The organism is Legionella waltersii (assembly GCF_001468085.1).
In the GTDB taxonomy this organism is placed as follows: domain Bacteria; phylum Pseudomonadota; class Gammaproteobacteria; order Legionellales; family Legionellaceae; genus Legionella; species Legionella waltersii.
On record NZ_LNZB01000036.1, the window covers coordinates 132,069 to 157,778 of the forward strand.

Here is a 25,710-nt window from a genome sequence, read left to right on the forward strand (position 1 = left end):
TCCTAACTCGTTAAAACACATCCTTTAATTTATCCATCACATCATCCACGGTGATTAATCTCATGGCCTCAGCATCATGCACTTGGGTACCCCAAATCGTTTTCTCAAAAGGGATGCCCAGCACTTTTTCAATCGCTTCTGGATAACGATTAACGGCTAAATGACGAAACGTATATGGGCCAGAAATACCTGGGTTCGTTACCGCATGCAGAGCCACAACCGGTGTATTTACAGCGGCCGCCATGTGTGATGGGCCTGTATCGGGACATAAAACAGCACTTGCTTTGCTGATTACCGCCAAAAGCTGCTTCGGTTTGGTTTTACCAACTAAATTAGTGACTGGTAAAGCACTAGCAATGGGATCCGCGAGCTCTTTATCATGTGCCCCTGGCCCCCCGGTTAGAACCACCTGCACTTGCCATTTTTTTTGGGCCTCATGAATCACCTGAATGTAACGATCAACCATCCAACTCCTTTCAGGCTTGCTAGCAGCAGGATTTACCACCAATATTGGTCCCTCTTTCGGCAAATGGCGGTCTGCCCACTCAAAATCCTCTGCCCGAATAGGCAAGTCCCAGCGTATGATTTTTTGCTCAGCACCTAAAGGGGCTGCAAATTTTAAAAATCCTTCTAATGTATGGTCAAAACCAGGAGAAATATGTTCTCGAACAAATAATCGATGCCCATCATTGGCCCTATGGGAATCATAACCTATTTTGCGTTTTGCCTTGATGAGAGGAATCAGTAAATTAGTTCGTAAGCTCGCTTGAGGGGCAAGCAATACATCAAACGGATGGTTTTTCATGAGCTTTTTGAACTGCCAGTAGCCGGCAAGTGATTTTGGTTTATCGATGAGCACAAACTCTACCCCATCCATTCCTGAAACCATTTCATAAGCGGGATTCGATATAACCCAGGTTAACTTGGCCTGCGGAAAATGACTTTGTAAAGTACGCACAAGAGGAACAAGCATCAAAACGTCCCCCAAGGCAGATAATCTGATGATACCGATAGACTTAATCATTCTGCAAAACGAAACGGGAGCCACAATAGGGACACACCTCAACACCCGTTTTTTCTATCGGTAAATAGACTTTTGGATGAGCATTCCACAATTCCATCTCATCGGTAGGGCAACTTAAAGGCAATTGATCTCGATGGACCACGTAATTTTTTTTAGTAATTGCCGATTCTTTTTTTCGGTTCTTCATAATGTTCCTTTGCGGCAGCTGTCATTAAGTATCCGTATTATCTAATATTTCCCTAATTTTCGCTAGAATATCGGCATTAAAAGTACTCGTTTGCGAATCGAAATACATCGCGCGTTCCCAATGCCTTAACCAAGTCAACTGCCGTTTGGCGAGTTGCCTCGTTGCAGCAATTCCTTTTTCCCGCATCGTAGCATAATCCCATTGACCTTGAAGATGTTCAAGGACTTGCCTATAGCCAACGCAACGCATTGAAGGAAAACTCATGGTTAAACCCCATTGCTTTTGGAGTTTAATCACTTCATCAATAAACCCTTCTTTAATCATCAAATCAAAGCGCTGGGCAATGCGTTCATGCAACCAGGATCTTTGTTCTGGAAACAGGACCAAACTAACAAAGTGATAGGGAGATTGATGGACTTGATCGGCAAGAAAAGAGGAGAGAGACTTCCCCGTTAAATGATACACCTCCAATGCCCGTTGAATTCGCTGGGTATCATTGGCATGAACTCTTGCAGCAGTTTGAGGGTCAACCTCCATTAATTGGCTGTGTAGAGCCTCCCATCCCCTTAAAGCAGCCTCGTCCTCCAAAGACCTACGAATTGCCTCATCGGCCTCAGGAAGCGACGATAGCCCATTTTGCAAGGCATTAAAATACATCATGGTCCCGCCGACTAACAACGGAATGTTCCCGCGTTTAATTATTTCGTCGCATAAACGCACTGCATCTGTACAAAATTCCGCTGCAGAATAAGATTGATTTGGCTCTTTGATATCGATTAGAAAATGTGGGGCTTTTGCTAATTCCTCTTTAGTGGGTTTTGCAGTCCCAATATCCATACCCCGATAGATCATTGCAGAGTCAACACTGATTATTTCAAAAGGAAAGTGCTGCACTAACTCGGACGCCAACCCTGTTTTTCCTGAGGCCGTTGGACCCATTAAACAAAAAACGGTCTTAGTCATGCATGAATGCCTTACAATCTTCAATAGACAATTCTCTTGATAAACATGGGCGCGAACTCTTCGTCGGTTCTATTTCAGCGAACCATTGTTGCAGTTCATAGTGTTCTTGAGGACTTAATAAAGTTGCATCAAAACGCTGACACGTTGATAGTAAATGTATCAAGCTTTCAATTTGATTTAAATCGCATTTAGGCAGTTCACTAAAAAATTGCTGTAGGTCTAAGTACGGGACATCTGTTGGAATCGTGCGAATATAAAATTGATTGGCATCAACCCTCTCTAATCGAACGCCTACTTCTGCTAAAAGATCTTCATTGAGGTTGATGGAGGAGTCTAGTGTTATGCGAATTGGCACTAATAATGGTCTACTTTTCAATGGTAATGGTAGTGAGTTTAACCTCTGTTGTAGCCAATGTTGATAAGCAGTGAGTAAATCAACCAATTTCACGCTTTGATTTTTACGCATCAATGCAAATTGAGCATTGATGGCAATCCAAGAAGAATTGGCGTCAATGAATGGTTTGCTGTTTATAAATTCTTCTTTTTTTGCCAACCCAGGCTCCAGTATTTCGAGTTCAGCGGGTGGAGTAATGACATAGTTATAAGAAGATACGTCTATCTTGGACAGCGACGATTGCAAAGCATTTCTAATCTCCATGCTTAAAAAATCATGGACTAAACGCGGCTGCTGAAACCTTACTTCATGTTTTGTTGGGTGAACATTCACATCAACTTCTTCAGTGGGTAGCTGGAAATACAATAAGCAAACCGGAAATCTCCCGGGGTGCAACAAGTCATCATAAGCTTTCTTTAATGCATGCTGCAGCAATTTGTCTTTCACCATACGTTGATTGAGGTAAATCCATTGCTTATCGCTTTGACTTCTTTGCAGGTTAGGTCCACTTATCCATCCCCTTAAAGACATAGATCCGCGCTGCGACTCAATAAAGAAACTCTCTTTCATAAATGCATTCCCAAGAATTCTAGCTCGGCGCAAATTTTGAGTTTTCTCATTTAAAGCAGGGGGAAGGACTAAAATGGATTTCTTATTGTGCTTTAATGAAATACCAACTTCCGGTGCACTGAGTGCAAAACGCTTAATCAGCATTTCGATAGCTTGAAACTCAATTTTTTCACTTTTTAAAAATCGTTTACGTACGGGTGCATTATAAAATAGGTCAAGGACCTCAACCGTAGTACCCGTTGTTCGTGGGCATGGATTCAAAGTAAAGTCGGAACCTGTCACTTTTAACATCATGCCATGTTCCTGCTCTTCAGGTTTGGAACTAATTATGAGCCTAGAGACTGACGCGATGCTTGCTAGGGCCTCTCCACGAAAGCCCATGCTCTCAATCGCATACAAATCGTTTAATGTAGTAATTTTGCTGGTGGCGTGTGCAGACACGGCCAAGGGCAAATCATCCGCAAGTATACCCGATCCATTATCGCTGACTTTGATTTGCAAAAGGCCACCGTAGCCAATCTCAATACTAATGTCCGAAGCTCCAGCGTCTAAAGCATTTTCCAACAGTTCCTTTACAACAGAAGAAGGCCTTTCGATGACTTCCCCCGCAGCTATCTGATTAGCGATAGCAGGTGATAATTGTCTAATTCTCATGACCATGAGGAAGGAATCACCAATTTTTGCCCAGGTTTTAGGGACGCTCTGTAGCTTAACCGATTACTTGATTGGATAGCGCTTACCGACACTTGATATCGAGCAGCAATCGTTGGAAGAGTTTCACCCGCTTTAACAACATGAACTTTAGATGAAATCATGGATTCAATTCGCGAACCATGGGGCGGGTTTTCCCAAAAATACCCTTTTATCCCTTGAAATATTGCCTGACTCAAGCGCGCTTGATAAGCAGGGCTCGTCAAATTTCTTTCCTCATAAGGATTAGAAATAAACCCTGTTTCAACTAAAATCGAAGGAATATCTGGTGACTTTAATACCACAAATCGAGCTTGGTCCACTCTGTTATTATGCAAAGTAGTAAAATTATCCAATTGCCTCAAGACCTTACTTCCCATCTGCAGGCCAGCATTAATAGTGGCTGTTTGGGATAAATCCAGTAAAACGGAGCGCACTACCCCATTGCTATCGTCCAACTCACCTAAATTTACACCACCTAATTCAGAATAGTTTTCTTTTTCAGCCAACCACCTGGCTGCTTCACTTGTCGCCCCACTTTGAGATAAAGCAAACACAGAGGCTCCATTGGAATGCGGGTTGTTAAATGCATCTGCATGAATAGAAACAAATATGTCCCCATTGTATTTTCTTGCAATATCTAAGCGCTGTCTTAATCCAACGTAATAATCTCCGGACCTAGTCAATACAGCACGCATTCCAGGTTGTCTATCAATTAATTGCTTTAATTTTAGAGTAATGGCTAAAACAACGTCCTTTTCTTTACTTTTTCTTGGACCTTTCGCTCCAGGATCTTTGCCACCATGTCCTGCATCTAAGACCACAATCACATCCCTTAATGGTTTATTGCTGGGATTATTCGTTACTCTAACAGGGGTTGTGTGTCGTGTGATTGCTGGCGCTTCATAGTGTGCCGTTGAATTTATATCTGGCTTATGAGGAGTTACTGATGGTCGCTTAGTTTGCACTTTTATTCTAGGGGGATTGTCATTGATTGTGTTTGTTGTCGCAGGATTTCCAATGAGGTCAATTCGAAGTCCCCTTAATTGACCATTCTCATTCCACGGTGCCGATTTTACTTGAACCCTTTGATTCACATCCATGACCAAACGTAATGTATTTTTATCAGGGAGCCCACTACGAATATGATTTATCATTGAGTTGCTTAACTGTGAAAGTGGAACCCTTAATTGTGCACCAGAGAAATCCAATACAACTCGATCTGGGTTTGATAAAGTAAACAATTTATGCGTAACAGAGCCATTAATTGCAATAAAAAGAGAAGTAGTACCCCCCTTCTGCGACAACTTAATATGAGTTAATTGCGCGGAAGGTACTGCAAAAGAAACGAAATACAACACCAAGCTCAATAGCCATGCTCGTTTGATCATGATTCACCTGATAGGTTTTGTACTATTCTTCTACCTGTGGCACTTAATGCGCTGATTCGTAATTCTCGCGCAGCCCCCTTTATTACTAAGTTAAACCGAATATCTGTTGATGGCAATGATTTTCCAGCATGTTCAGGCCACTCAATTAAACAAACGCTATGTTCCGTGAAATAATCTCTAAATCCCAAGTACTCAAGCTCTTCCTCCTGATCAATACGATATAAATCAAAATGATGAATTGCGAGATTATTCACATGATAGCTTTCCACCAGGGAAAATGTAGGGCTTTTTATGGCTGAGTGAATACCCAAAGAGTTGATTAAACTCCGAATAATGGTTGTCTTTCCAGCACCAATTTCACCACTAAATGTCAGCACTAAAGGGCTAACTATAAATAGAGCCAATCGCTTTGCAAATTGTTGACTGGCTTCCTCGCCGATTAAATCCATTGAGATTAGTTGTACATCACTATTACTCATCAATTAATAATACCTGGAATATAATCGAATAAATCAGTTGCTAATAACCCAATTTCGCCTTTCGCTTCAGCGGCCTTATCTCCAGCATAGGCATGAGCCCATACACCAGCTTTAGCGGCATCGGATAAGGACATACCTTGAGCACAAAAACCGGCGATGATGCCGCTTAACACATCACCCATTCCAGCGCTAGCCATTCCCGGATTGCCTTTTGGACATACGAACTTCTCTTTTGCTGCTGTTTGAATAATCGTGCCAACACCTTTCAAAACAACAACTCCACCATATTGCTGTTGAATTGACTCTGCAGAATGATACCGGTCATTTTGAACAGCATTCACGGAAGTCAATAATAAGCTGCTCGCTTCTCCGGCATGAGGTGTTAAAACCCAATTGTCGTCCATTTGCGGGTGGGCGGCTAATAATCTTAATGCAGAGGCATCCATTACCATGGGTAGTTGGGCGCTTATCGCTGCATTAAACAGTTCTGTTGCCCAGTCACTTTCTCCCAAACCTGGTCCAAGCACACACACAGTTGCTTTTGCAAGAAGAGGTTTTAGATCCTGAGCAGAATCAACCCCCATAATCATCGCCTCAGGTATCAAAGGCAAAGGCCCATGCACATGTTCTGGCCAAGTTGCCACTGTGACTAAACCAGCACCAGTACGCAAGGCAGCTTTGGCAACTAAACTGACAGCACCAGGCATTCCAACACCACTACCAATCACTAGCACGTGCCCATACTTCCCTTTATGAGAGTTCTTTTTTCGTAAAGGTAAGGGTAACGGCAATTGATCGTCAGCTAAAAGAAAAGCATGTGGTTGGCATTTTTCCAAACAAACCTCTAAATCAAGACTGCTTCTATAAATGTCGCCACAAACATCAGGGCCATCCATCGTGTACATGCCTGTTTTAAGCCCGATAAAAGTCATTGTGGAAGTGGCTTTCACACAGAAACCATCAACAACGCCTGAATCTGCATTTAATCCTGAAGGAACATCTAAGGACATTACTGGTAATTGACTGTCGTTGATCTGAGTTATCGCGTTGGCGATTAACCCATGTACAGGCCCTTTAAGTCCAACGCCAAGCAGTGCATCAATGATTAGGTCACTCTCATTATCAAGTGATTCTTCTGCTGATTGAAATTCAACACCAGAATCTAAAGCTTGTTGAGCAGCATGGTGCGCTACAGGAGGTAGATCTTCTATTGCTCGACATTGGTAAACGGTGACCTTGTAATGGTGCTCATGAGCGATTCTAGCTAACACATACCCATCCCCAGCATTATTGCCAACACCACAAAACACAGCAATATGCTTTGCTTTAGGATACAGCTTCTTCATTAGCGTGAAAGCATCAGTTCCAGCTTGCAACATTAATGAGTGCTCATCCCGTTGCAAGAGCTGCTTGGCAAGAAGTTCGCAGGCGCGTATTTGTTCACAACGATAAAGTGCCTTATCTTGTTGACTCACCTGCGGCTCCGTTTATTTATTTGACTAGTTTTAATGACGGCTTAGTTTTTGAACTGCTCTCTGCACCTGGGCCTGTTGCAGTTGGCGGTGGATCATCAGAATCCTCTTCAATTGGAAAAGCGATGCCCCTGCCATTTTCTTTCGCATAAATCTCAAGAACTGCGTTAGGCACAACAAATATTTGCTCAGTTTGCCCAGAAAATCGAGCTGTAAATACAATCCGATCATTTTCCAGCAAAAGTCCCCGAGTCGCTGAGGGAGATATATTCAAAACAATTCTATCATGCCGTATATGCTCACGTGGAACTTGTACATAAGGGTTTGAAGCATCAACTAAAATATAGGGTGTTAATTCATTATCAACAATCCAATCATAGAAAGCCCTGATTAGATAAGGTCTGTTTGAAGTCATACTCATATTATGCGGCTCTAATTTGTCTTTCAGCCTCGGTCAAACTAGTTTGGAAAGAGTCTCGTTTGAAAACACGTTGCATGTAAGAAGTTAATCCTTTAAATTCAGGGGCAATGTCTACTCCTAGTTTGGGCAAACGCCACAATAAAGGAGCAAGTGCACAATCTAATAATGAAAACTCATCGCTTAAAAAATAAGGTTTATCAGCAAATATAGGGTCTAAACCAGTTAAACTGTCTAATAACTGCTCTTTTGATTGCTCCACATCCACGTATTGTTGGATGTTCGTCATTAATGAATACCAATCTTGTTCAATGCGATGCATCATTTTGCGTGTTTCAGCTCGAGCTACAGGATATACGGGCAATAGAGGGGGATGCGGGAAACGCTCATCTAAATACTCCATTATTATTCTAGCTTCATACAGAACTAATTCTCTGTCTATCAATGTTGGAACGGTACCATAAGGGTTAATGGATATTAAGTCCTCACTAGGCTCATCTTGTTTTACCGCAAGAATTTCTACATTAACGCCTTTCTCTGCGAGTACAATGCGAACTTGATGACTATACACATCATCCACATCAGAAAATAAAGACATAATTGTACGCTTTGCAACAATTGCCATTTAGCAACACTCCTATTGATTCATGAAGACCTGTTAAAAGCAAGCTTCATGTATTCTACAATACAAAGGCTAATATTCTACCATATTTTTTAAAGATCTGGGTGAAATTAAAACGAAATCTCTACGCCTTGCTAAGACAGGACCTCTAAATAACTACCTTCAATTTCCCCTTCGCCCTAGGGATGGGGGAGAAGGGGCCAGCAGGGCGGATTAGGGTGATCAAAAAAGCACCAAAATGGAACCATAGTTGCCATAGTCAAAGTATTACCTTCATGATACTTATCAAAACAACGCTAGACCGCCTCATTTTACCTCTATTGCCTAGGCAAGCTTCACTGGACTAGAGCGAGTGGGTTGATCAAATACGATGTTCTCAGAGTGATAACTCAAAAACACAATGTTTGGTAACAGGTTGTGTTGCACCATACGTTGCGTGTTTTCCCTGTCCTTTATAAATCGCGGTGATTTTTAATACAAAGAGCAGGTGTCTTGCAGTGCTCGAGCAGTTCCGTTTTGGCCTTGGTTAAAATATCCATGGATATCCCCTGCACGGTAATTGCTTTTTTATTAAAATGATTTTGAAAGGCTATCGCATGAGCTAACTTTTCAGCACCAGCAGAACCGATATCGTTACCCCGAAGATCAAGTGTTAATCCTTGCGGCGCATTCCCTGATTGTAGGGCTTGAGCTAATTTTTCAGCACCATCAGAACCGATATGGTTATCCCAAAGCTTAAGTGTTAATCCTTGGGGGGCGTTGCCTGACTGCAAGGCTTGGGCCAATTTTTCCGCACCGGCAGCACCGATATAGTTACCCGCAAGGTCAAGTGTTAGTCCTTGGGGGGCGTTGCCTGACTGCAAGGCTTGGGCCAATTTTTCCGCACCGATAGCACCGATATCGTTATCCCAAAGCTTAAGGGTTAATCCTTGCGGAGCCTTACCGGATTGCAGGGCTTGGGCCAATTTTTCAGCACTGGCAGCATCGATATTATTGTCCGCAAGGCCAAGGTTTAATCCTTGCGGAGCCTTGCCTGATTGTAGTGCTTGGGCCAATTTTTCAGCACCATCAGCACCAATATGGTTAACCGTAAGTTCAAGTGTTAATCCTTGCGGCGCCTTACCGGATTGCAGCGCTTGGGCTAATTTTTCAGCACCGGCGTCACCGATATGGTTACCCGAAAGTACAAGTGTTAATCCTTGCGGCGCCTTACCGGATTGCAGCGCTTGGGCCAATTCTTCAGCGCCAGCAGCATAGATATCATTATCCCAAAGCTTAAGTGTTAATCCTTGTGGAGCCTTACCTGACTGCAGGGCTTGGGCTAATTTTTCAGCACCGACATCACCGATATGGTTATCCCAAAGCTTAAGTGTTAATCCTTGTGGAGCCTTACCTGACTGCAGGGCTTGGGCTAATTTTTCAGCACCGGCGTCACCGATATGGTTACCCCCAAGCACAAGTGTTAATCCTTGGGGAGCATCCCCAGATTGAGTTTCTTTTATAGCGTCTTCTAGATTCATTTGTTGCCTCTATTGTCTAAATAAGCTTCACTGGAGTGGAGTGAGTGGGTTGATTAAATTGGGTGTTACCTGAGTGATAACTAAAAAACACAATGCTTGGTAACAGGTTGTGCTAAACAATACATTTCTGTTCGGCTGATGCTGTAAATTAAGATAATCTTGATAGGATATAGCGCGAGCAGTTGTTCCAGCTTTAAAACTATTGGCTCGTCGGATTTTTATGATCATCAGCACATCTGCAAAACACCAACTTAATCAATTATTATTCATAATGCTCTTTTTTTCAACGGCTATAAGAAAAGTGGTTGTTTACGGTATTTTTTTATCTAATTGATTTATATGAAAAAAATTTATACTATTTTGTATGACGCAACGATTATTTCTCTATTTTCAATAATCCTTGGACCAAGTCCAGTGAAAGCACTGTTCGATGATGGGATACTAGAAGCTTTTTAAATGCGTGAGGTGATAGGTCTTAAGTAATACGTAATGATCTGTATCTTTCTTTTTTTTAGAGTCTAAGTTAATCTCGATCTGTTTAAACTGTATTCCGCCTCCCCAAAGGGCATATGAGGGGTTGATTGTTCGAAGTTATCTATTTTATGTGGAGCACTTGGTACTTGAAATGCTTACGCAAGCCCTGAGGTCGAGGCAAAAAATAGTTTGAATGAGGAAGTTTAGACACACTAAATGACCGAGTTTTAACCATTTTTCACGAAGAGATCCTGGTTTTGCGTAAGTATTGTAAGACTGAAATCAGTCTTACTGCCAGAACGATATCCCTGAAAGCGCCTTTAGCTTTTTTGGCTTTGCTTATTTTGATCAAATATAATACAATTAAAATGTATTCATTACAGGAGTAGCATGATGAGTAATCGCAAACAAACTAGCACAGGCCGTATCCCTCGTAAAGTCAAAGCAAACACCTTCGATACTCGATTTAACCCTCTTCATGATGATACCCTTGAGCATGAAAAAAAAGAACCTGTAAATTTTGCTCGAGTTAAGCCTATACAGGGACAAGGAACGATTGTTTAAACAAATCGATGCATTGCAAATTACCTTGATTCGGATCAAAACAGAATTTATTGACACACTAACATGGCCATAAAAGTATGTCAGTGTGTCAATAATGGATTCAATTGTTGATTAGTGCTGTACCATACAGGACGGGGGTGACTCCTCCATGCTAGAACTTAGTAAAGAAGTAGCCGTTGTAGAGGGTTCTATATGAACTTTGCTGTCAGAAAATGCAGCTATTAAGTTAAAAAGCAACTGATATTTTGTATTGATAGGTAGGTCTGATTTCAGAATCGCTTCTGAAACGCCTTGAGCTACTTTTGTCAAATCTTGATTGGGAGAAAGTCGCAATACTAGATCAGACGCAGCGTCTCTTCCTTGGACTTTATTTGATGCCATTCCCAGGCCATAAAGGAGCGCATTTAGACTTTTATTGGTAGTTGATGTCCCCTCTGCTGAACCAGCACCACTTTTCGTTGTTGGAAATAATCTAAACCTGTCAATGGAAGAATCTGCTCCTCCAGTTAACTCAGGAGCACTCTGTTTAAAAAAGCCTTGACTACTATTTTGTGGCTTAGTTTTTAAAGCCGCTGAATAGCTCATTTTAAAGCTAACTTCTAGCCAGTTGGCTGTGCGGGCTGGCGTCTCAAAATGAAGCGCATTTTTATCATGAGTACAGTTATCTTCTATACTTTGACCTTCAAAAACATAGGGGGCATGATTTTTGAGAACAAAGTAATCTCTTGTTGCATCAAAAGAAGGCAAACTCTCACCCGGATAGATTATAAAATTATACCCTAATGCTGCAGAGAGCCACATAACCGCTGGGCTTTCTTCTGTTAAGTAATCTCTAGAGCGATGCTCTAATAGAGCTGCTTCATCGCCTTTTTTTAGTGCTCGTTGAACGTACTGTTTTACGGACTTGTCAATTCCATTTTTAAGACCTGAGACCGAGTTATAAAGAGGTTGAATTTCTTTCAATTTCTCCGACTTATCCCTAGCCACCCAATCTTTCCAACGTACAATTTCGAAATTCTTTCCTAAGCGTAAAGCTAGATTATTAATGATTAAAATTTGCTCATCCATTGATGCATCAGCATGCTTCGCTCTAAATTCATCGACGGTTAGACCTAAAGGCTTCAAAAAATACCCAAGATTTTTTTCAAAATAGTCTTTACCAAGTTCCAAAGCTTTTTGTTTAAGTCGCTGCTCCTCTAACTCCGTACATTCCATTTCTTTTAGATTGTGCCAATAAATTTCATCAGCAATTAAAAAGGTAGTGAATCCTTTAGGCGCTGGAGTGTTTTCCTTTCTTTGATGGGTATCCACGGCTTGATCAACGATTGCACCCAGGTACTTTCCTGAACAAAATTCATTTCCTACAATACTCAATAGAACCAAATCTTTTGTGTCTCTCAACGATGAAAAATAGCTTTTGCTTTTCGTTTTACTGTTAAACAAAGCGGAAACTATATCACCGTCTCTTGGGCCAGTAATTTTTGTCATTTGTTTATGTACCTCTAGATTTTTCTGTAGCCCTTAATTTAAGGAGTAAATCCTTAAAAAGGTTTTAACTAAAAATTTGCTCTCATAAAACCATGCAAAATATCGGGTTTACGATGCATTTACTATGATATTTTACACACAGTATTACCAAATAAGACACATATTATAAAGCATTTTGAGACAAAAATAATCATTTTTTACAAAAAAATTGATATTTCGATTAGAAGGAAGTTGTTTTATTTAGTGTATAATAAAGATAACTGTATTGAAAAATAAGCGATTAGCCAACGATTCATAATTTAATCATATTATACAATTATTATACTAAAATTGATTGTGCACAGACATAATAAAAGGTGAATAATGCCCTTCAACAAATTGAATGAATTGAACAAAATAATTGACGAAAAGGATGAAGAAATTAAACGTCTTTCTCAGGCTCTAGAGGAAGAAAAAATTAAACTTCAGCAAGAGATTCAATCCATTCATGATTATTACGACAATATCATTGCTTTAATGCCGGGCCACGTCTATTGGTTGGATAAAAACAATGTCTTTTTAGGATGCAATGATTTGCAAGCTAAAGACGCTTGTTTAGGATCGAGAAAGGAGATTGTCGGAAAAACCAATTTCGATATGCCCTGGAAAGATCAGGCAGAAGAGTTGAACAGGATTAATAAATTAGTTATGGAAACGGGGACGCCCAACTCGGTTGAGGAATACGCTGTTATGGCAAATGGGATGTCTATTTATCTTTCCCAAAAGGTTCCTTTGTACAATAAACAAAATGAAATTATAGGAGTTCTGGGTTTATCGATGGATATAACAGAGCGCAAAAAAATGGAGGTTGCTTTACGAAAAGCAAAAGAAAATGCAGAAATTGCAAACCAAGCTAAAACTGAGTTTATCGCAAACATCAGTCATGATTTTCACACCCCACTCAGTGGTATTGTAGGCATGTCTAAGCTTCTCGAGGAGAAAGCATTAACCCCAGAAAATAAACAATATGCAAGATGGATCAATGAAAGTGGGGAGCAATTATTAGAGTTACTAAAAAGCGTTTTAGAAATTGTTTCTGCCGATAATATTAGAGAAAATGACACTCAATTTGAATTATTCGATCTACGGAAAAATATTCAAGACATTGCAAACCTCATGCAGCCCTCTTTGCAAATCAGAAATAATCAATTTGAAATACAAATCGATGAGTCAATGCCAGAGTTCGTTATTACTGATGGTGTAAAATTAAGAAAAGCTCTGTTAAACCTACTAGATAATGCTATCCAATACACAGAAAGAGGAATAATTACCTTAAAAATTGATGTGCTGGGCATAGAAAACAATTACGTGCAACTTAAATTTAATATCATCGATACGGGTACTGGCGTTCCCATTGAATTACAGCCTAAAATTTTCGATCATTACGCACGCCCCTCCACTGAAAAAGGAAAGCATGGTGGATATGGCGTTGGTCTTCATATCGCTCAAAAATACGTAGGCTTGCTTGGGGGTGAAATTGATCTCATTAGTGAGGTTGGAAAAGGATCTACCTTTTTTTTCACTCTTAATATGAAAATTAAAACCGAAGACGATTATGCAGTTGATCTGAGCAAATGGGAAAAGGGCGCTCTTTCAAAACAGCCACTTATTTTACTTGTTGAAGACAATATCATTGAGTTAAGGCTTATTGAATCGGTTATAGAAAAAGCAGGATATCCTTATTATTCAGCCATTGATGGAGAACATGCTTTAGAGTTAATTGAATCCAATGATTTTGATTTGATTATCACTGATACCAATTTACAGGGCATTATCAATAAAAACCTTGCTCTTTGTATTCGTGATTGGGAAAAACTAAAAGGTAAATCGCCAATTCCTATCATTGGATTAACACTGAATGATCCCTCTGAAGTTGAAAATGACTACATGCTTTGGGGTATTAATAGGGTCTTGCATAAACCAGTTGATCTAAAGACGATTCAATCAGCAGTAAATGAACTGTTAAAGCATGGCGATTAGAATCTAGGTTTACTTTATTTTTTTCCAGTATGTCTTTTTCAATAAGATAGCGATGATTAAAAATACGCAGAAAAACAAAATAACAAACGTTCCCAGTTTATACCTTACTAGTTTAGCAGGCTCACCGACATAAACCAGAAAAGTAACCAAATCTTTTAAGGCACTATCGAATTGAGCCTCTTGCATCTCTCCATGTTTAACCAGTAATAAGTTTTTGGTATGACTATGTTGATCTTCAACAGAGATTACTTGTCCGATCAATGGCTCCAAAACATTGGGCATTGCTACATCAGGAATCAATAAGTTGTTTGCACCGAATGGTCTTGTCTTATCGGCATAAAAACTTTTCAAGTAGGTATATACCCAGTTTGGACCTCTATTCCTTGTGCTCAAAGTCAAATCAGGAGGAACCATACCAAACCATTGCTTTGCATCCTCAGGTGCCATAGCAATTTCAATGGGATCATAAACACTTGCTTTCGTAAAAATTAAATTATTGGTTAATAAATCTTGATCCAATTGGCCATCAAAAGTGGTTAAACCCAAATCTTCTGCCATACGATTATAGCGCATGTATTTAAGAGAATGGCATCCAGAGCAATAGTTCATGTACAACCTTGCTCCTCTTTGCAAACTCTCTTTATCATGAATGTTCACTAACACGGATTGCAAATTAATGTCTTGTGCTAATGCAAATGGCGTGTTTAGAAACAAATACACAATGGCTATAATCAATCCCTTTACTTTCATCATATGCTACCTATTCTTGAAGGCACTTCTCGAGTAGTTTCTATGCGAGAATATATCGGCATAAAAATAAAAAAGGAAAAATAAAGAACGGTTCCTATTCGTGCCAAAATTAAATTGATAGGTGAAACGGGGGAGGTGCCTAAGTATCCGAGCAACAAAAAGCTGATAGCAAAGACCCCTAAAAATAGTTTGGAGAGAATCCCTTTGTATCGTATTGATTTAACTTTACTGCGATCCAACCAAGGTAAGAAAAACAACAAAATGATTGCTCCGCCCATACAGGCGATTCCCATCAGCTTATCGGGTATTGCTCTTAAAATGGCATAGAAGGGTGCCAGGTACCATACTGGGGCAATATGATCAGGCGTAACCATAGGGTTGGCTGGAGTGAAATTAGCATGCTCTAAAAAATACCCCCCCATCTCCGGAAGATAGAAAACCACCGCAAAAAAGAATATAAAAAAGACAATTACTGCGACTAAGTCTTTCACCGTATAATAAGGATGCAGCGGTATGCCATCCAGTGGGTGACCTTCTTTATTCAGCGCTTTTTTTATTTCAATTCCTTCTGGATTGTTCGATCCCACTTTGTGTAACGCAACAATATGTAGAAAAACTAAAACAATCATCAATAATGGAATACCAATAACATGCAAGGCAAAAAATCGCTGTAGAGTCGCATTCGCTACTGAAAAGTCCCCCCTTAACCAGACCACTAAGCTTTTACCCACATAAGGTATTGCGCCAAAAAGGGAAGTGATGACTTCAGCCCCCCAATATGACATTTGCCCCCAAGGCAATAGGTAACCAAAAAATGCCTCCGCCATGAGCATCAAATACAAGAACATTCCTAATAGCCAAACCAACTCTCTTGGCTTTTGGTAAGAGCCATAAAGCACTCCACGGAACATGTGCAAATAAATGACAATAAAAAACGCGGAAGCCCCCGTTGAATGCATGTAGCGAAACAGCCATCCAAAATTGATATCCCTCATAATAAATTCGACAGATGCAAATGCTTGTTCAGAGTTCGGGGTGTAAAACATGGTTAACCATAAGCCAGTTAGGACTTGGTTAAATAAGACAACCAATGCAAGAGAACCAAAAAAATAGAAAAAATTAAAATTCTTAGGTGCATAATAATTACTAAAATGGTCTTTCCATGTGCTAAGCAAAGGGAATCTTGCGTCCAACCAATTAACTAATCCACTCATAGTATTTAACCCTTATTCGCATCCTCACCGATTAGAATGGTATTTTCATCAATAAAATAATAAGGAGGGACTTCAAGGTTAATTGGGGCTGGAACCCCCTTAAATACCCTTCCTGATAAATCAAACGTTGAGCCGTGACAAGGGCAGAAAAAGCCACCCGGCCAATTTGGAGCTATTTCTCCTAAATTTGGCTTGTACTTGGGCGAACACCCTAAATGCGTGCAGATTCCGATTAGCACTAAATACTCAGGTTTAATTGAACGGAATTTGTTCTGAGCGTAAACAGGTTGTTGATCGACTAAAGATTCAGGATCACGAAGTTGTGTACCATCTTCTGTATTTAACTGATCAAGCATTTCTTTTGTACGTTTTATAATCCAGACTGGTTTTCCTCTCCATTCTACAATAGCCTGCTCTCCAGGCTGCATTCTGCTTAAATCAACTTTTATAGGCGCTCCAGCCGCTTGTGCTTTTGCACTTGGGAGCCATGAGGTTGTCAGCGGAACTAAAGCACATGCTGCCCCAATTCCACCGATGATTTTCGTTGTAGTAAGCAGAAACTGACGTCGCTCTTCATCGAGTTGTTCGTCTGTTTGATTAGATGAGTCCTTATTGATGTCAGTAATTTCACTCACTGTTTTATCGTCCTGATTAATGTTCAGTCTTATATACCCAAGATAACTGTTAGTTATAACAAAGAAAACAAATTTTTCAAACCGTTCTATCAGGAATATTTTTCTAAAATAAAAAAAGCCCGTATAATACGGGCTTTTTGAATAAAGAAATAATTAACGCTTCGAGTATTGGGTAGCACGGCGTGCTTTGTGCAAACCGACTTTCTTTCTTTCCACTCGACGTGAATCACGAGTTAATAACCCACGTGCTCTCAGTTTTCGACGGAAAGAATTTGGGTTTGGTTCTGCATCTTCTGCCAATCCTTCCTCATCGTAAGCAACTAATGCTCTAGCTATACCTAAACGGACAGCACCTGCTTGGCCAGATACTCCACCACCAACGACAGTTACGTACACGTCAAATTTATTCACGAGTTCAACGGTTTCAAAAGGCTGCATAACCACCATGCACGCAGTCTCACGGCAAAAATATTCTTGCAATGATCGGTCATTCACTTTAATTTCGCCTTTTCCTGGACGCAGGAAAACACGAGCTATCGAACTTTTTCTACGGCCGGTGCCATAATATTGCTTGATTTCAGCCATTGTACTTATTCCTCAATCTCAAGTTGCTGGGGTTGCTGTGCAGTATGTGGATGCTCACTACCTGCATATACCTTCAATTTACGGTACATTTCTCGACCCAATGGGTTTTTTGGCAGCATGCCCTTTACAGCAAGCTCAATGATTTTAACAGGGTTTTTACTCTGTAGTTTCTCAAATGACATGGATTTGATACCACCAGGGAAACCAGTGTGATGATGGTACATTTTATTCTTGAACTTACGACCAGTCACAATCACTTTTTCTGCATTTGTCACAACAATATAATCACCAGTATCAACATGAGGTGTATATTCTGCTTTATGCTTTCCTCTTAAACGACGGGCAATTTCAGTTGCTAAACGACCCAATACTTTTTCGCTTGCATCGACAACATACCAGTCACGCTTGACTTCATTGCCTTTTGCGCTAAATGTTTTCATTAAATAAACTCCGAACCGCACCTATTGGTTTTCTTTCTATCATGGACGGGCGATTTTAACCAAAACAGAAACAACCTACAAGTATAATGGATAAATATTTTTGAGTCACGGGTTTAAATGAACATAAATGTTAGGTGTTTTTTGTTTTGTTGATGATGAATATCCACTCCCTTACGCTCTCGGCCCGGTTGGATCAGAATAAATCAGAGCGAAAAGCATAATACTGTCAAACGAAGGTGTGGGAATGAACCCCAGTGCAGTCTTTCCCCAGTTTACATCCAAGGTCGTAACTCGGATTACACTCGCCTCAAGTCGAAGTGCTCGTAATAAATTCGCGTCATCCATATTAAATGATTGACACATTCGTATTCATACCTTAATATCTCAAACCCCTATCAAAAAGGTTTGAGCAATCATGAAAACAACGTCTTAAGTGCGCCCAGCTTCAAGGGCAAAGTAAACAGCCATAAATGGCTTGTGTATTTTTTTATGTCCTGAAAGACAAACTTAAGAGTACTTTTTATGAATACTAAAATCATTCCCAAACATCTAAGCTCATTCATTTGGCATTTTTTAAAGCCCTATAAATACGCTGTATTTACCTATGTCTCACTAGCAATACTTGCAGGATTTTGGGGGCCTTTTAACAGTATAATTGTTAAATCAATAATTAATACCTTGGCGTTAAATCCGACCGAGAATACCTCTCAGTTGGGTTGGCTAGCTTGTTTATTGGTATTTAACTTTATTGTTTTTGATAATGTTACTTGGCGTACTTTGATGTATTTTGATTATAAGTATGAACCAGTGATTAAAAATCAGGTCATTGCTCAAACTTTTGAGTATGTATTAGGCTCATCGTATCAATACTTTCAGGATAATTTGTCGGGAAGAATCTCTGATCAAATTACCACTCTTGCTAATAATCTTGAGATCATTTTGCATCGAGTGTCCGTCGATTTTATACGTGGTGGTTCATTACTCATTATTTCGTTCATTACTGCGTATTTTGTTAATATTATGTTTTTTAATATATTGCTGCTTTGGTTTATTGCATTCGCCTCTTTCAGTATTTTACTGTCTTTACGCTTGGTCGATCTATCAGATACTCATGCAAGTAGTGAATCACTCCTTTCTGGACAGTTGGTTGATTGCATAAGCAATCAAAGTAATATTCGACTCTTTTCAAAGAAGAGCCATGAAAGAAATCGTCTTAATTATTTCTTTGATCAAGTGCAAAAAGCGTTTCAAAAAAAGGAAATGTTCATTCTTCTTCTGTGTTGTGGACAAGGTGCGATGATTGCCATAATGATGGGGTTTTCTGTTTATTGGTTAATTCATTTATATGGTCAGGGAGCAATCAGTATAGGAGATTTTGCACTCATCCTGGGACTATCAATGGAGCTAGGACACATGATGTGGTACACCATGTTCCAATTCGATCAATTTAACCAAGCTCTTGGTAAATGTAAGCAAAGCCTTAGTGCTTTGATAATCCCACATGAGATTATTGACTCGAGCTCTGCGGTACCTTTGGAGATAAAAAAGGGAAAAATTGAATTTTCAAAAGTAAAATTTCATTATCGTGGCACTGATACCCTATTTAAAGATAAATCAGTAACTATTCCTGCGGGACAAAAAGTTGGTTTAGTGGGCTATTCAGGCGGAGGTAAATCGACGTTTGTAAATCTCATTTTAAGGTTTTTTGATGTGGCAGATGGTCAAATCTTGATTGATGGCCAAGACATAAAATCGGTTACTCAAGATAGTTTAAGACAGGCAATCGCCATGATTCCACAAGATCCTACTCTATTTCACCGAAGCCTCAGGGATAATATTCGCTATGGACGAACTGAGGCAAATGATGAAGAGGTGATCTCAGCTGCTAAAAAGGCACATGCTCATGAGTTCATCATTGCTTTGCCCGAAGGATATGACTCATTGGTAGGTGAGCGAGGAATCAAACTGTCCGGCGGACAAAGACAGAGGATTGCCATTGCCAGAGCAATTTTGAAAAATGCACCTATTTTAATTCTTGACGAAGCAACCTCACAATTGGACTCAATTACTGAAGCAGATATTCAAGACACTTTATGGGAGCTGATGCAAGATAAAACGACTCTTGTCATTGCTCATCGCTTGTCTACTCTTTTGCATATGGACCGAATATTGGTATTTGATAAAGGCCATATTGTAGAAGATGGCTCACACAAGGAATTGCTCAAACAAGGTGGTTTGTACAAAACCTTATGGGAAGCCCAAGTCGGTGGTTTTTTACAGGATGAAGAATAATGCTTGGTGTCTTCTTGTGAAGGTCACACGGGGACGGACCCCAGTGGTGGCGATTTGGGGACGGACCCCACTGGGGTCCGTCCCCATGAGATCGTCCCCATCGACAAACTAAACTCTAAAATGCAGGATTTTCAATCACTAATTTATCAACCACCTTACCATTAATAAGATGGCTTTGAATAATCTCTTCAATATCTTCTGTGGATGAATAGGTATACCAAATGCCTTCTGGATAGATGACTATGCATGGGCCAGAGCTGCATCGTCCTAAACAACCTGACTTGCTGATTCTGAACTTACCAGGGCCATGTTCATCCAATTCCAATAGCCTAGATTTTAAGTACTCTAAATAGTGTTCACCACCAGAGTTTGCGCAGCATTGCTTTCCTGCTGCTTTCTGATTAGTGCATAAAAAAATGTGCTTGGTGTAATATGACAATGAACTACTTTCCTATTTGTTCTATTTTTGTTTTCAATTTCAAACCTGGTTTAAAGGTAACAACTCTTCTTGCTTCAACTGGTATTTCTTCTCCTGTTTTAGGATTTCTACCAGGTCTTCTTGGCTTATCTCTTAAGGTAAAATTACCAAATCCTGATAATTTTACATGCTGCCCACTCTCAAGAGCATGACGCAACTCTTCGAAAAAATTTTCCACCATTTCTTTAGCTGCGGGCTTAGACAAATTTAACTCATCACAAAGGGTGTCTGCCATTATTGCTTTGCTTAGTGCATTCACGATTATTCCCTCAATATGATTGAAAATTCATTTTCCAGTGTATTGATTATAGCACTAATTACTGAATTAATCTCTGAGTCCACTAAGGTTTTACCTTCATCTTGAAGCGTCATTGCCACAGCAATGCTCTTCTTTCCTTCAGGAATCCCCTTCCCGGTATAAACATCAAACACATCAAAAGACTTTAACCAGTTTTCTTTTACAGAGTGTCTAACAGCTTGCTCAATTTGATAAGCATTAATAGTTTGATCAACCAAAAATGATAAATCTCTTCTAATTTGTGGGTATTTTGAAATGGATTTATACAAGGGTGGAATTGATTGAGCTAATGCATCAAGATTGAGCTCCATTAAAATCACGTCCTGATTAATATCCAAAGCATCTGCTAACCTCGGATGCAAAACGCCAATCCATCCTTCAGGTTTGCCATCAATATAAATTTGTGCAGATTGGCCTGGATGGAGTGCATGATGACCCGCTTGTTTAAATTCAATTTTCTCAACATTGAAAGAAGCTAGCATCGATTGCAAATCGCCTTTAAGATCATAGAAATCGAATGCACGTGTGGGTTCGTTCCAACTTAAACCACCTTGCTCACCAGTAAGTAAGCAGGCAAGGCAAGTACGCTCTTCAAGAGTCTCATTGACCTCATCAAAAACAACACCGATTTCGTAAAATTTAATGAACGTTTGTTGCCTATGGATATTATACAACATAGACGCTAATAGACCTGGCCACATACCTGAGCGCATTTGAGACAATTCAGAGGAAATTGGGTTGAGCAATTGCATGAATTGTTTTCCAGGATACAACGCTTCTTGTAGTTCAGGATCGACAAAACTATAACTAATCGTTTCATGATAACCCTTCGCTTTAAACCAAGCAGCAACATCTGTAGCAACTTGCTCCTTCTTACTGGTTATGCCTGGTTGCACCTCTACATGCATAGGCTCTGCTTGTAGATTATCATACCCATATAGTCGGATAATCTCTTCAACCAAATCTGCATCTTGTTGCAAGTCAACTCGATGAGATGGAATAGTGACCTCAAATAATCCACTAGTTTCCTTGCCCACAAGGATTCCTAGTCCTTTTAAAAACTCTTTCATTTCTGATAAGCCAATTGATAATCCAGTTAATTTTTTAACCTTTGACGTATCAAAAACAAATGAAACGGTTCCTGGTAAATAGTTGGTATCTTTAGCTTCAATGACTGGACCAGCTTCTCCACCGACAATGTCAAGAATTAATGCCGTTGCTCTTTCTAGTGCTTTAACTTGTAAGCATGGATCTATGCCTCGTTCATAACGTTGTGAAGAATCACTGAACAAGCCATATTTTCTAGCAACACCTGCAATGATAATTGGGTTAAAATAGGCGCTCTCTAAAAACACATTTCTTGTATTGGCTTGGACCGCACTATGAGCGCCTCCCATAATTCCAGCCATTGCCAATGGTTTTTCTTCATCTGCAATCAGCAGCACTTTTTCTTTTAAATGAACATCTTGACCATCAAGCAATTCTATTCGTTCAGATTCCTTGCTATAACGTACAATAATTTGTCCTTTAATCTGTTGCAAATCAAAGGCATGCATAGGTTGACCGAGCTCTATCATGACATAGTTCATCACATCGACTACCGGGTGTAGAGCTCGAATTCCTGAACGCCGTAAACGCTCCGCCATCCAAACAGGGGTCACTGCAGTGGTATTAATATTTCGAATAACGCGGCCACAATATCTTGGACAAGCTTCTGGATTGACAAGTTCCACTGTTAACTCATCATCAATGGCAGGCGCAATCGTAGGAATGGGTTTGTCTATCAAAGGCGATTGATTAAGGACAGAAACTTCTCTAGCAACACCCAGCACGCTAAAACAATCGGCTCGGTTAGGCGTTAAATCAATATCCAAAACTTCATCATCAAGAGCCAAATACTCACGCAAATCCATTCCTACTGGAGCATTGTCCTCTAACTCTAAAATTCCATCAGACTGTTCAGAGAGTCCTAATTCAACGGTTGAGCATAACATTCCTTGCGATAGCTCACCTCTTAATTTTGATTCCTTTATTTTTAAGCCATCAGGCAATTGAGCACCTATCATTGCCAATGCGACTTTCAATCCTGGCCTCACATTAGATGCACCACAAACAACTTTTAAAGGCGCACCTTTATTCGCATTCACCTCACATAGAGTTAATTTATCAGCATCGGGGTGAGGTTTAGTGCTTAATACTTCAGCGACGACTACATGCGTGAATGCTCCTGCTACAGGGCTAACTGCATCTACCTCTAAACCAGCCATAGTCAATTGATCTGCCAACTCTTGTGCACTTAAAGAAACATTGACCCATTCACGTAACCATAACCTGCTTACTTTCATTTAAATTCCTCATCGATCTCAGATAGGTTTTACCTACTCCTAAGCCACACTATTTAGGACGCAGTTTATAAGACCTGTCAGCAATCTATAATCAAAATTGACGTAAAAATGTCAAATCATTTTCAAACATCATTCGTAAATCGTCTATGCCGTAGTACAGCATAGCCAACCTGTCTATTCCCATTCCAAAAGCCCATCCGTGATAGTCATCAGGTGAAATATTCACGGCTTTTAACACATTAGGATGAACCATTCCACAACCTAGAACCTCGAGCCATCCAGTAAATTTACAGGAACGACAACCTTTACCACTACATTGCGTACACTCAATATCCACTTCAGCGGATGGTTCAGTGAACGGGAAGTAGGACGGTCTAAAACGCAACGCTAATTCTCGACCAAAGAAATGTGCAAAAAAATCTTGTAATAATCCTTTTAGACCACTCAAAGTGGCTTGCTTATCAATGAGCAAGCCCTCCACCTGATGAAACATTGGAGTGTGAGTTACATCGGAATCGCAACGATACACTCGACCTGGTGCAATTAAACGAAAGGGTGGTTTTCTTTGTTCCATGGTCCGAATCTGGACTGGTGATGTATGAGTTCTTAATAAGCGACCATCTCCAAAATAAAAGGTATCGTGCATCGCACGGGCAGGATGGTGTCCTGGAATATTCAATGCTTCGAAATTATAAAATTCTGTTTCTATTTCAGGGCCATCGACTATATCAAAGCCTAAGCGGCTAAAAAATTCATTAATTCGATGTTTTACTTGGGTTACTGGATGCAAGGAACCTGTGCGGTGATTACGTCCGGAGAGTGTTACATCAATTTGCTCAGCTGCTAACTTTTCTTGCAGTTGCTTTTCCTTAAGTTCAAGCATCTTTTCCTCAATCTTGATGCTTACTTCTCGTTTGGCTAAGTTGACGAGCTGACCAACCTTTGGCTTCTCTTCTGCCGATAAATGAGCTAATCCTTTAAGTAATTCAGTGAGTTGCCCCTTTTTTCCTAGAAAATCCACTCGGATTTGCTCAAGTGACGTGATATCTTGTGCTTTTTTGATGGCTTCTAAAGCTTGATCTTGAATGGTGTTTATATCCTGCATAACTAGTACCCACAAGTAAAAAGGAGGCCTTAGCCTCCTCTGAATTGTATTAAGCTTCTCTGACTTGTTTTGGGATTTTGTCTGTATTATTTTTCAACATTAAACCTAGAAAAAGTAATAAAAACGCATCTTACTCCAATTAAACAGCCAAAGCGGCTTTAGCTTGTTCTGCTACTGCTGCAAAAGCTGCTTTATCATGAACTGCCATATCAGCAAGGATTTTTCTATCCAGTTCAATTGACGCTTTCTTCAAACCATCAATCAAACGGCTATAAGACAATCCACACTCACGAGCTTGAGCATTGATACGAGTAATCCACAACGCACGAAACTGACGTTTTTTCTGTCTTCTGTCACGATAAGCATATTGGCCAGCTTTAATAACGGCCTGCTTTGCCATGCGATAGGTACGACTACGGGCACCGTAATAGCCTTTCGCTTGATCTAATATTTTCTTGTGACGTGCTTTCGCAGTCACACCACGTTTAACTCTTGGCATCTGTCATCCCCCTTAACTACCGTGCAACATGCGCTCGGCTAAACGAGCATCACATGGCTTCAATGTACTTGCTCCAACGCGTAAATGGCGTTTTTGCTTAGTCGATTTTTTAGTGAGGATGTGATTTCTATAAGCGCCACGACGCTTAATAGCACCACTTGCTGTCTTTCGGAAGCGTTTAGAAGCTCCACGATGTGACTTTAACTTCGGCATAACAATATACTCCGCATTCGTTACTTAGTTTTCTTGGGTGATAATACCATCAGCAATTGCTTTCCTTCTCGCTTTGCATGTTGCTCCACCACAGCAAATTCTGCAGTATCAACTTGCAATCGTTCCAGAATTTTCATGCCAAGTTCTTGATGAGCCATTTCACGACCACGAAAACGTAGCGTAATTTTGACTTTATCACCATGATTGAGGAAACGTATCAGGTTGCGTAGCTTGACCTGATAATCTCCATCTTCCGTCGTTGGACGGAATTTTAATTCTTTGACCTGAATTTGCTTTTGCTTTTTCTTTTGCTCAGCTTGCTTTTTACTCAGTTCAAAGAGAAATTTACCATAATCCATAATGCGACAAACAGGTGGTTTCGCTGTTGGTGATATTTCCACCAAATCCAAGCCACTTTCCTCTGCTGCGCGTAATGCCTCTCTAGTTGAGACTATTCCTGCCTGGTTACCATCTACATCAATTAAGCGTACCTCAGGTACAGTGATCTGTTCATTAATTCGTGCGCGATCATTTTCACGCTTAGTTGTTGCATTAATGGTTTAACCCTCCAATTCGTTTCT

At 40.2% G+C, this 25,710-nt stretch carries 26 protein-coding genes; 3 read left to right on the forward strand and 23 right to left on the reverse strand.

What is annotated here, in order from left to right; translation table 11 throughout:
• Nucleotides 1-10: 10 nt before the first annotated feature.
• The 10 genes from Lwal_RS06775 to Lwal_RS06820 all read right to left on the reverse strand — a co-directional run bounded on the left by Lwal_RS06775 (nucleotide 11) and on the right by Lwal_RS06820 (nucleotide 9,730).
• On the reverse strand, nucleotides 11-973 hold the full coding sequence (locus Lwal_RS06775; protein WP_193787216.1) for a glycosyltransferase family 9 protein: 963 nt from the start codon (nucleotides 971-973) through the stop codon (nucleotides 11-13).
• Between the two features lie 43 nt (nucleotides 974-1,016).
• Nucleotides 1,017-1,211, reverse strand: coding sequence for a zinc-finger domain-containing protein (locus Lwal_RS06780; protein WP_058480070.1), 195 nt, complete (start codon nucleotides 1,209-1,211; stop codon nucleotides 1,017-1,019).
• A 24-nt stretch (nucleotides 1,212-1,235) separates the two neighbouring features.
• Nucleotides 1,236-2,174 carry a tRNA (adenosine(37)-N6)-dimethylallyltransferase MiaA gene (gene miaA / locus Lwal_RS06785; RefSeq protein WP_058480071.1) on the reverse strand — a complete coding sequence of 313 codons (939 nt, stop codon included), beginning with the start codon at nucleotides 2,172-2,174 and terminating at the stop codon, nucleotides 1,236-1,238.
• Nucleotides 2,167-3,798 (reverse strand): DNA mismatch repair endonuclease MutL, encoded by a 1,632-nt coding sequence (gene mutL, locus Lwal_RS06790; protein WP_058480072.1) that lies wholly within the window; start codon nucleotides 3,796-3,798, stop codon nucleotides 2,167-2,169. The genes miaA and mutL overlap by 8 nt, the downstream gene beginning before the upstream one ends.
• On the reverse strand, nucleotides 3,789-5,219 hold the full coding sequence (locus Lwal_RS06795) for an N-acetylmuramoyl-L-alanine amidase family protein (protein WP_058480073.1): 1,431 nt from the start codon (nucleotides 5,217-5,219) through the stop codon (nucleotides 3,789-3,791). Before Lwal_RS06795 ends, mutL begins: the two co-directional genes overlap by 10 nt.
• Nucleotides 5,216-5,698: a tRNA (adenosine(37)-N6)-threonylcarbamoyltransferase complex ATPase subunit type 1 TsaE gene (gene tsaE / locus Lwal_RS06800; RefSeq protein WP_095197610.1), complete on the reverse strand. Its 483-nt coding sequence runs from the start codon at nucleotides 5,696-5,698 to the stop codon at nucleotides 5,216-5,218. The genes Lwal_RS06795 and tsaE overlap by 4 nt, the downstream gene beginning before the upstream one ends.
• Entirely contained in the window at nucleotides 5,698-7,173 is a 1,476-nt protein-coding gene (locus tag Lwal_RS06805; protein WP_058480075.1) for a bifunctional ADP-dependent NAD(P)H-hydrate dehydratase/NAD(P)H-hydrate epimerase, read from the reverse strand. The genes tsaE and Lwal_RS06805 overlap by 1 nt, the downstream gene beginning before the upstream one ends.
• Before the next feature lie 16 nt (nucleotides 7,174-7,189).
• The gene (locus Lwal_RS06810) at nucleotides 7,190-7,591 is read right to left on the reverse strand and encodes a ClpXP protease specificity-enhancing factor (protein ID WP_058480076.1); all 402 of its coding nucleotides are present in this window, start codon (nucleotides 7,589-7,591) and stop codon (nucleotides 7,190-7,192) included.
• Between the two features lies 1 nt (nucleotide 7,592).
• The gene (gene sspA, locus Lwal_RS06815; RefSeq protein WP_058480077.1) at nucleotides 7,593-8,213 is read right to left on the reverse strand and encodes a stringent starvation protein SspA; all 621 of its coding nucleotides are present in this window, start codon (nucleotides 8,211-8,213) and stop codon (nucleotides 7,593-7,595) included.
• 449 nt (nucleotides 8,214-8,662) lie between these two features.
• Entirely contained in the window at nucleotides 8,663-9,730 is a 1,068-nt protein-coding gene (locus Lwal_RS06820) for a leucine-rich repeat domain-containing protein (RefSeq protein ID WP_058480078.1), read from the reverse strand.
• Between the two features lie 864 nt (nucleotides 9,731-10,594).
• On the opposite strand from Lwal_RS06820, the gene Lwal_RS17315 reads away from it, so the two are divergent.
• Nucleotides 10,595-10,768 carry a hypothetical protein gene (locus tag Lwal_RS17315; RefSeq protein ID WP_157066270.1) on the forward strand — a complete coding sequence of 58 codons (174 nt, stop codon included), beginning with the start codon at nucleotides 10,595-10,597 and terminating at the stop codon, nucleotides 10,766-10,768.
• A 111-nt stretch (nucleotides 10,769-10,879) separates the two neighbouring features.
• On the opposite strand, the gene Lwal_RS06825 is transcribed toward Lwal_RS17315, so the two are convergent.
• Nucleotides 10,880-12,256 (reverse strand): hypothetical protein, encoded by a 1,377-nt coding sequence (locus tag Lwal_RS06825; protein ID WP_058480079.1) that lies wholly within the window; start codon nucleotides 12,254-12,256, stop codon nucleotides 10,880-10,882.
• Between the two features lie 363 nt (nucleotides 12,257-12,619).
• Between Lwal_RS06825 and Lwal_RS06830 the strand changes: the two genes are divergently transcribed.
• Entirely contained in the window at nucleotides 12,620-14,275 is a 1,656-nt protein-coding gene (locus Lwal_RS06830) for an ATP-binding protein (protein ID WP_058480080.1), read from the forward strand.
• Nucleotides 14,276-14,284: 9 nt separating this feature from the next.
• On the opposite strand, the gene Lwal_RS06835 is transcribed toward Lwal_RS06830, so the two are convergent.
• The 5 genes from Lwal_RS06835 to rplM form a co-directional block, all read right to left on the reverse strand.
• Nucleotides 14,285-15,025, reverse strand: a complete 741-nt coding sequence (locus Lwal_RS06835) for a cytochrome c1 (RefSeq protein WP_408607323.1) — start codon at nucleotides 15,023-15,025, stop codon at nucleotides 14,285-14,287.
• Nucleotides 15,025-16,239 (reverse strand): cytochrome b, encoded by a 1,215-nt coding sequence (locus tag Lwal_RS06840; RefSeq protein ID WP_058480082.1) that lies wholly within the window; start codon nucleotides 16,237-16,239, stop codon nucleotides 15,025-15,027. The genes Lwal_RS06835 and Lwal_RS06840 overlap by 1 nt, the downstream gene beginning before the upstream one ends.
• Nucleotides 16,240-16,244: 5 nt before the next feature.
• On the reverse strand, nucleotides 16,245-16,874 hold the full coding sequence (gene petA / locus Lwal_RS06845) for a ubiquinol-cytochrome c reductase iron-sulfur subunit (protein ID WP_095197611.1): 630 nt from the start codon (nucleotides 16,872-16,874) through the stop codon (nucleotides 16,245-16,247).
• A gap of 153 nt (nucleotides 16,875-17,027) precedes the next feature.
• Entirely contained in the window at nucleotides 17,028-17,459 is a 432-nt protein-coding gene (gene rpsI / locus Lwal_RS06850) for a 30S ribosomal protein S9 (RefSeq protein WP_058480083.1), read from the reverse strand.
• Nucleotides 17,460-17,464: 5 nt separating this feature from the next.
• The gene (rplM, locus tag Lwal_RS06855) at nucleotides 17,465-17,899 is read right to left on the reverse strand and encodes a 50S ribosomal protein L13 (protein WP_058480084.1); all 435 of its coding nucleotides are present in this window, start codon (nucleotides 17,897-17,899) and stop codon (nucleotides 17,465-17,467) included.
• 522 nt (nucleotides 17,900-18,421) lie between these two features.
• Here rplM and Lwal_RS06865 point away from each other — a divergent pair.
• Nucleotides 18,422-20,191, forward strand: a complete 1,770-nt coding sequence (locus Lwal_RS06865; RefSeq protein ID WP_058480086.1) for an ABC transporter ATP-binding protein — start codon at nucleotides 18,422-18,424, stop codon at nucleotides 20,189-20,191.
• Between the two features lie 115 nt (nucleotides 20,192-20,306).
• On the opposite strand, the gene Lwal_RS06870 is transcribed toward Lwal_RS06865, so the two are convergent.
• The 7 genes from Lwal_RS06870 to infC form a co-directional block, all read right to left on the reverse strand.
• Nucleotides 20,307-20,630 carry a (2Fe-2S) ferredoxin domain-containing protein gene (locus Lwal_RS06870; RefSeq protein WP_058480087.1) on the reverse strand — a complete coding sequence of 108 codons (324 nt, stop codon included), beginning with the start codon at nucleotides 20,628-20,630 and terminating at the stop codon, nucleotides 20,307-20,309.
• 4 nt (nucleotides 20,631-20,634) lie between these two features.
• Nucleotides 20,635-20,928 carry an integration host factor subunit alpha gene (locus Lwal_RS06875; RefSeq protein WP_058480088.1) on the reverse strand — a complete coding sequence of 98 codons (294 nt, stop codon included), beginning with the start codon at nucleotides 20,926-20,928 and terminating at the stop codon, nucleotides 20,635-20,637.
• Between the two features lie 2 nt (nucleotides 20,929-20,930).
• Nucleotides 20,931-23,312, reverse strand: coding sequence for a phenylalanine--tRNA ligase subunit beta (gene pheT / locus Lwal_RS06880; RefSeq protein ID WP_058480089.1), 2,382 nt, complete (start codon nucleotides 23,310-23,312; stop codon nucleotides 20,931-20,933).
• 91 nt (nucleotides 23,313-23,403) lie between these two features.
• Entirely contained in the window at nucleotides 23,404-24,417 is a 1,014-nt protein-coding gene (gene pheS, locus Lwal_RS06885) for a phenylalanine--tRNA ligase subunit alpha (RefSeq protein WP_058480090.1), read from the reverse strand.
• Nucleotides 24,418-24,556: 139 nt separating this feature from the next.
• Nucleotides 24,557-24,916, reverse strand: a complete 360-nt coding sequence (gene rplT, locus Lwal_RS06890; RefSeq protein ID WP_058480091.1) for a 50S ribosomal protein L20 — start codon at nucleotides 24,914-24,916, stop codon at nucleotides 24,557-24,559.
• Nucleotides 24,917-24,928: 12 nt separating this feature from the next.
• Complete coding sequence (rpmI, locus tag Lwal_RS17015) at nucleotides 24,929-25,129, reverse strand: 50S ribosomal protein L35 (RefSeq protein ID WP_083500053.1); 201 nt, start codon at nucleotides 25,127-25,129, stop codon at nucleotides 24,929-24,931.
• 20 nt (nucleotides 25,130-25,149) lie between these two features.
• A complete protein-coding gene (gene infC, locus Lwal_RS06895) occupies nucleotides 25,150-25,686 on the reverse strand; it encodes a translation initiation factor IF-3 (protein WP_058480092.1) in 537 nt (178 codons plus the stop codon).
• Nucleotides 25,687-25,710: the final 24 nt, after the last annotated feature.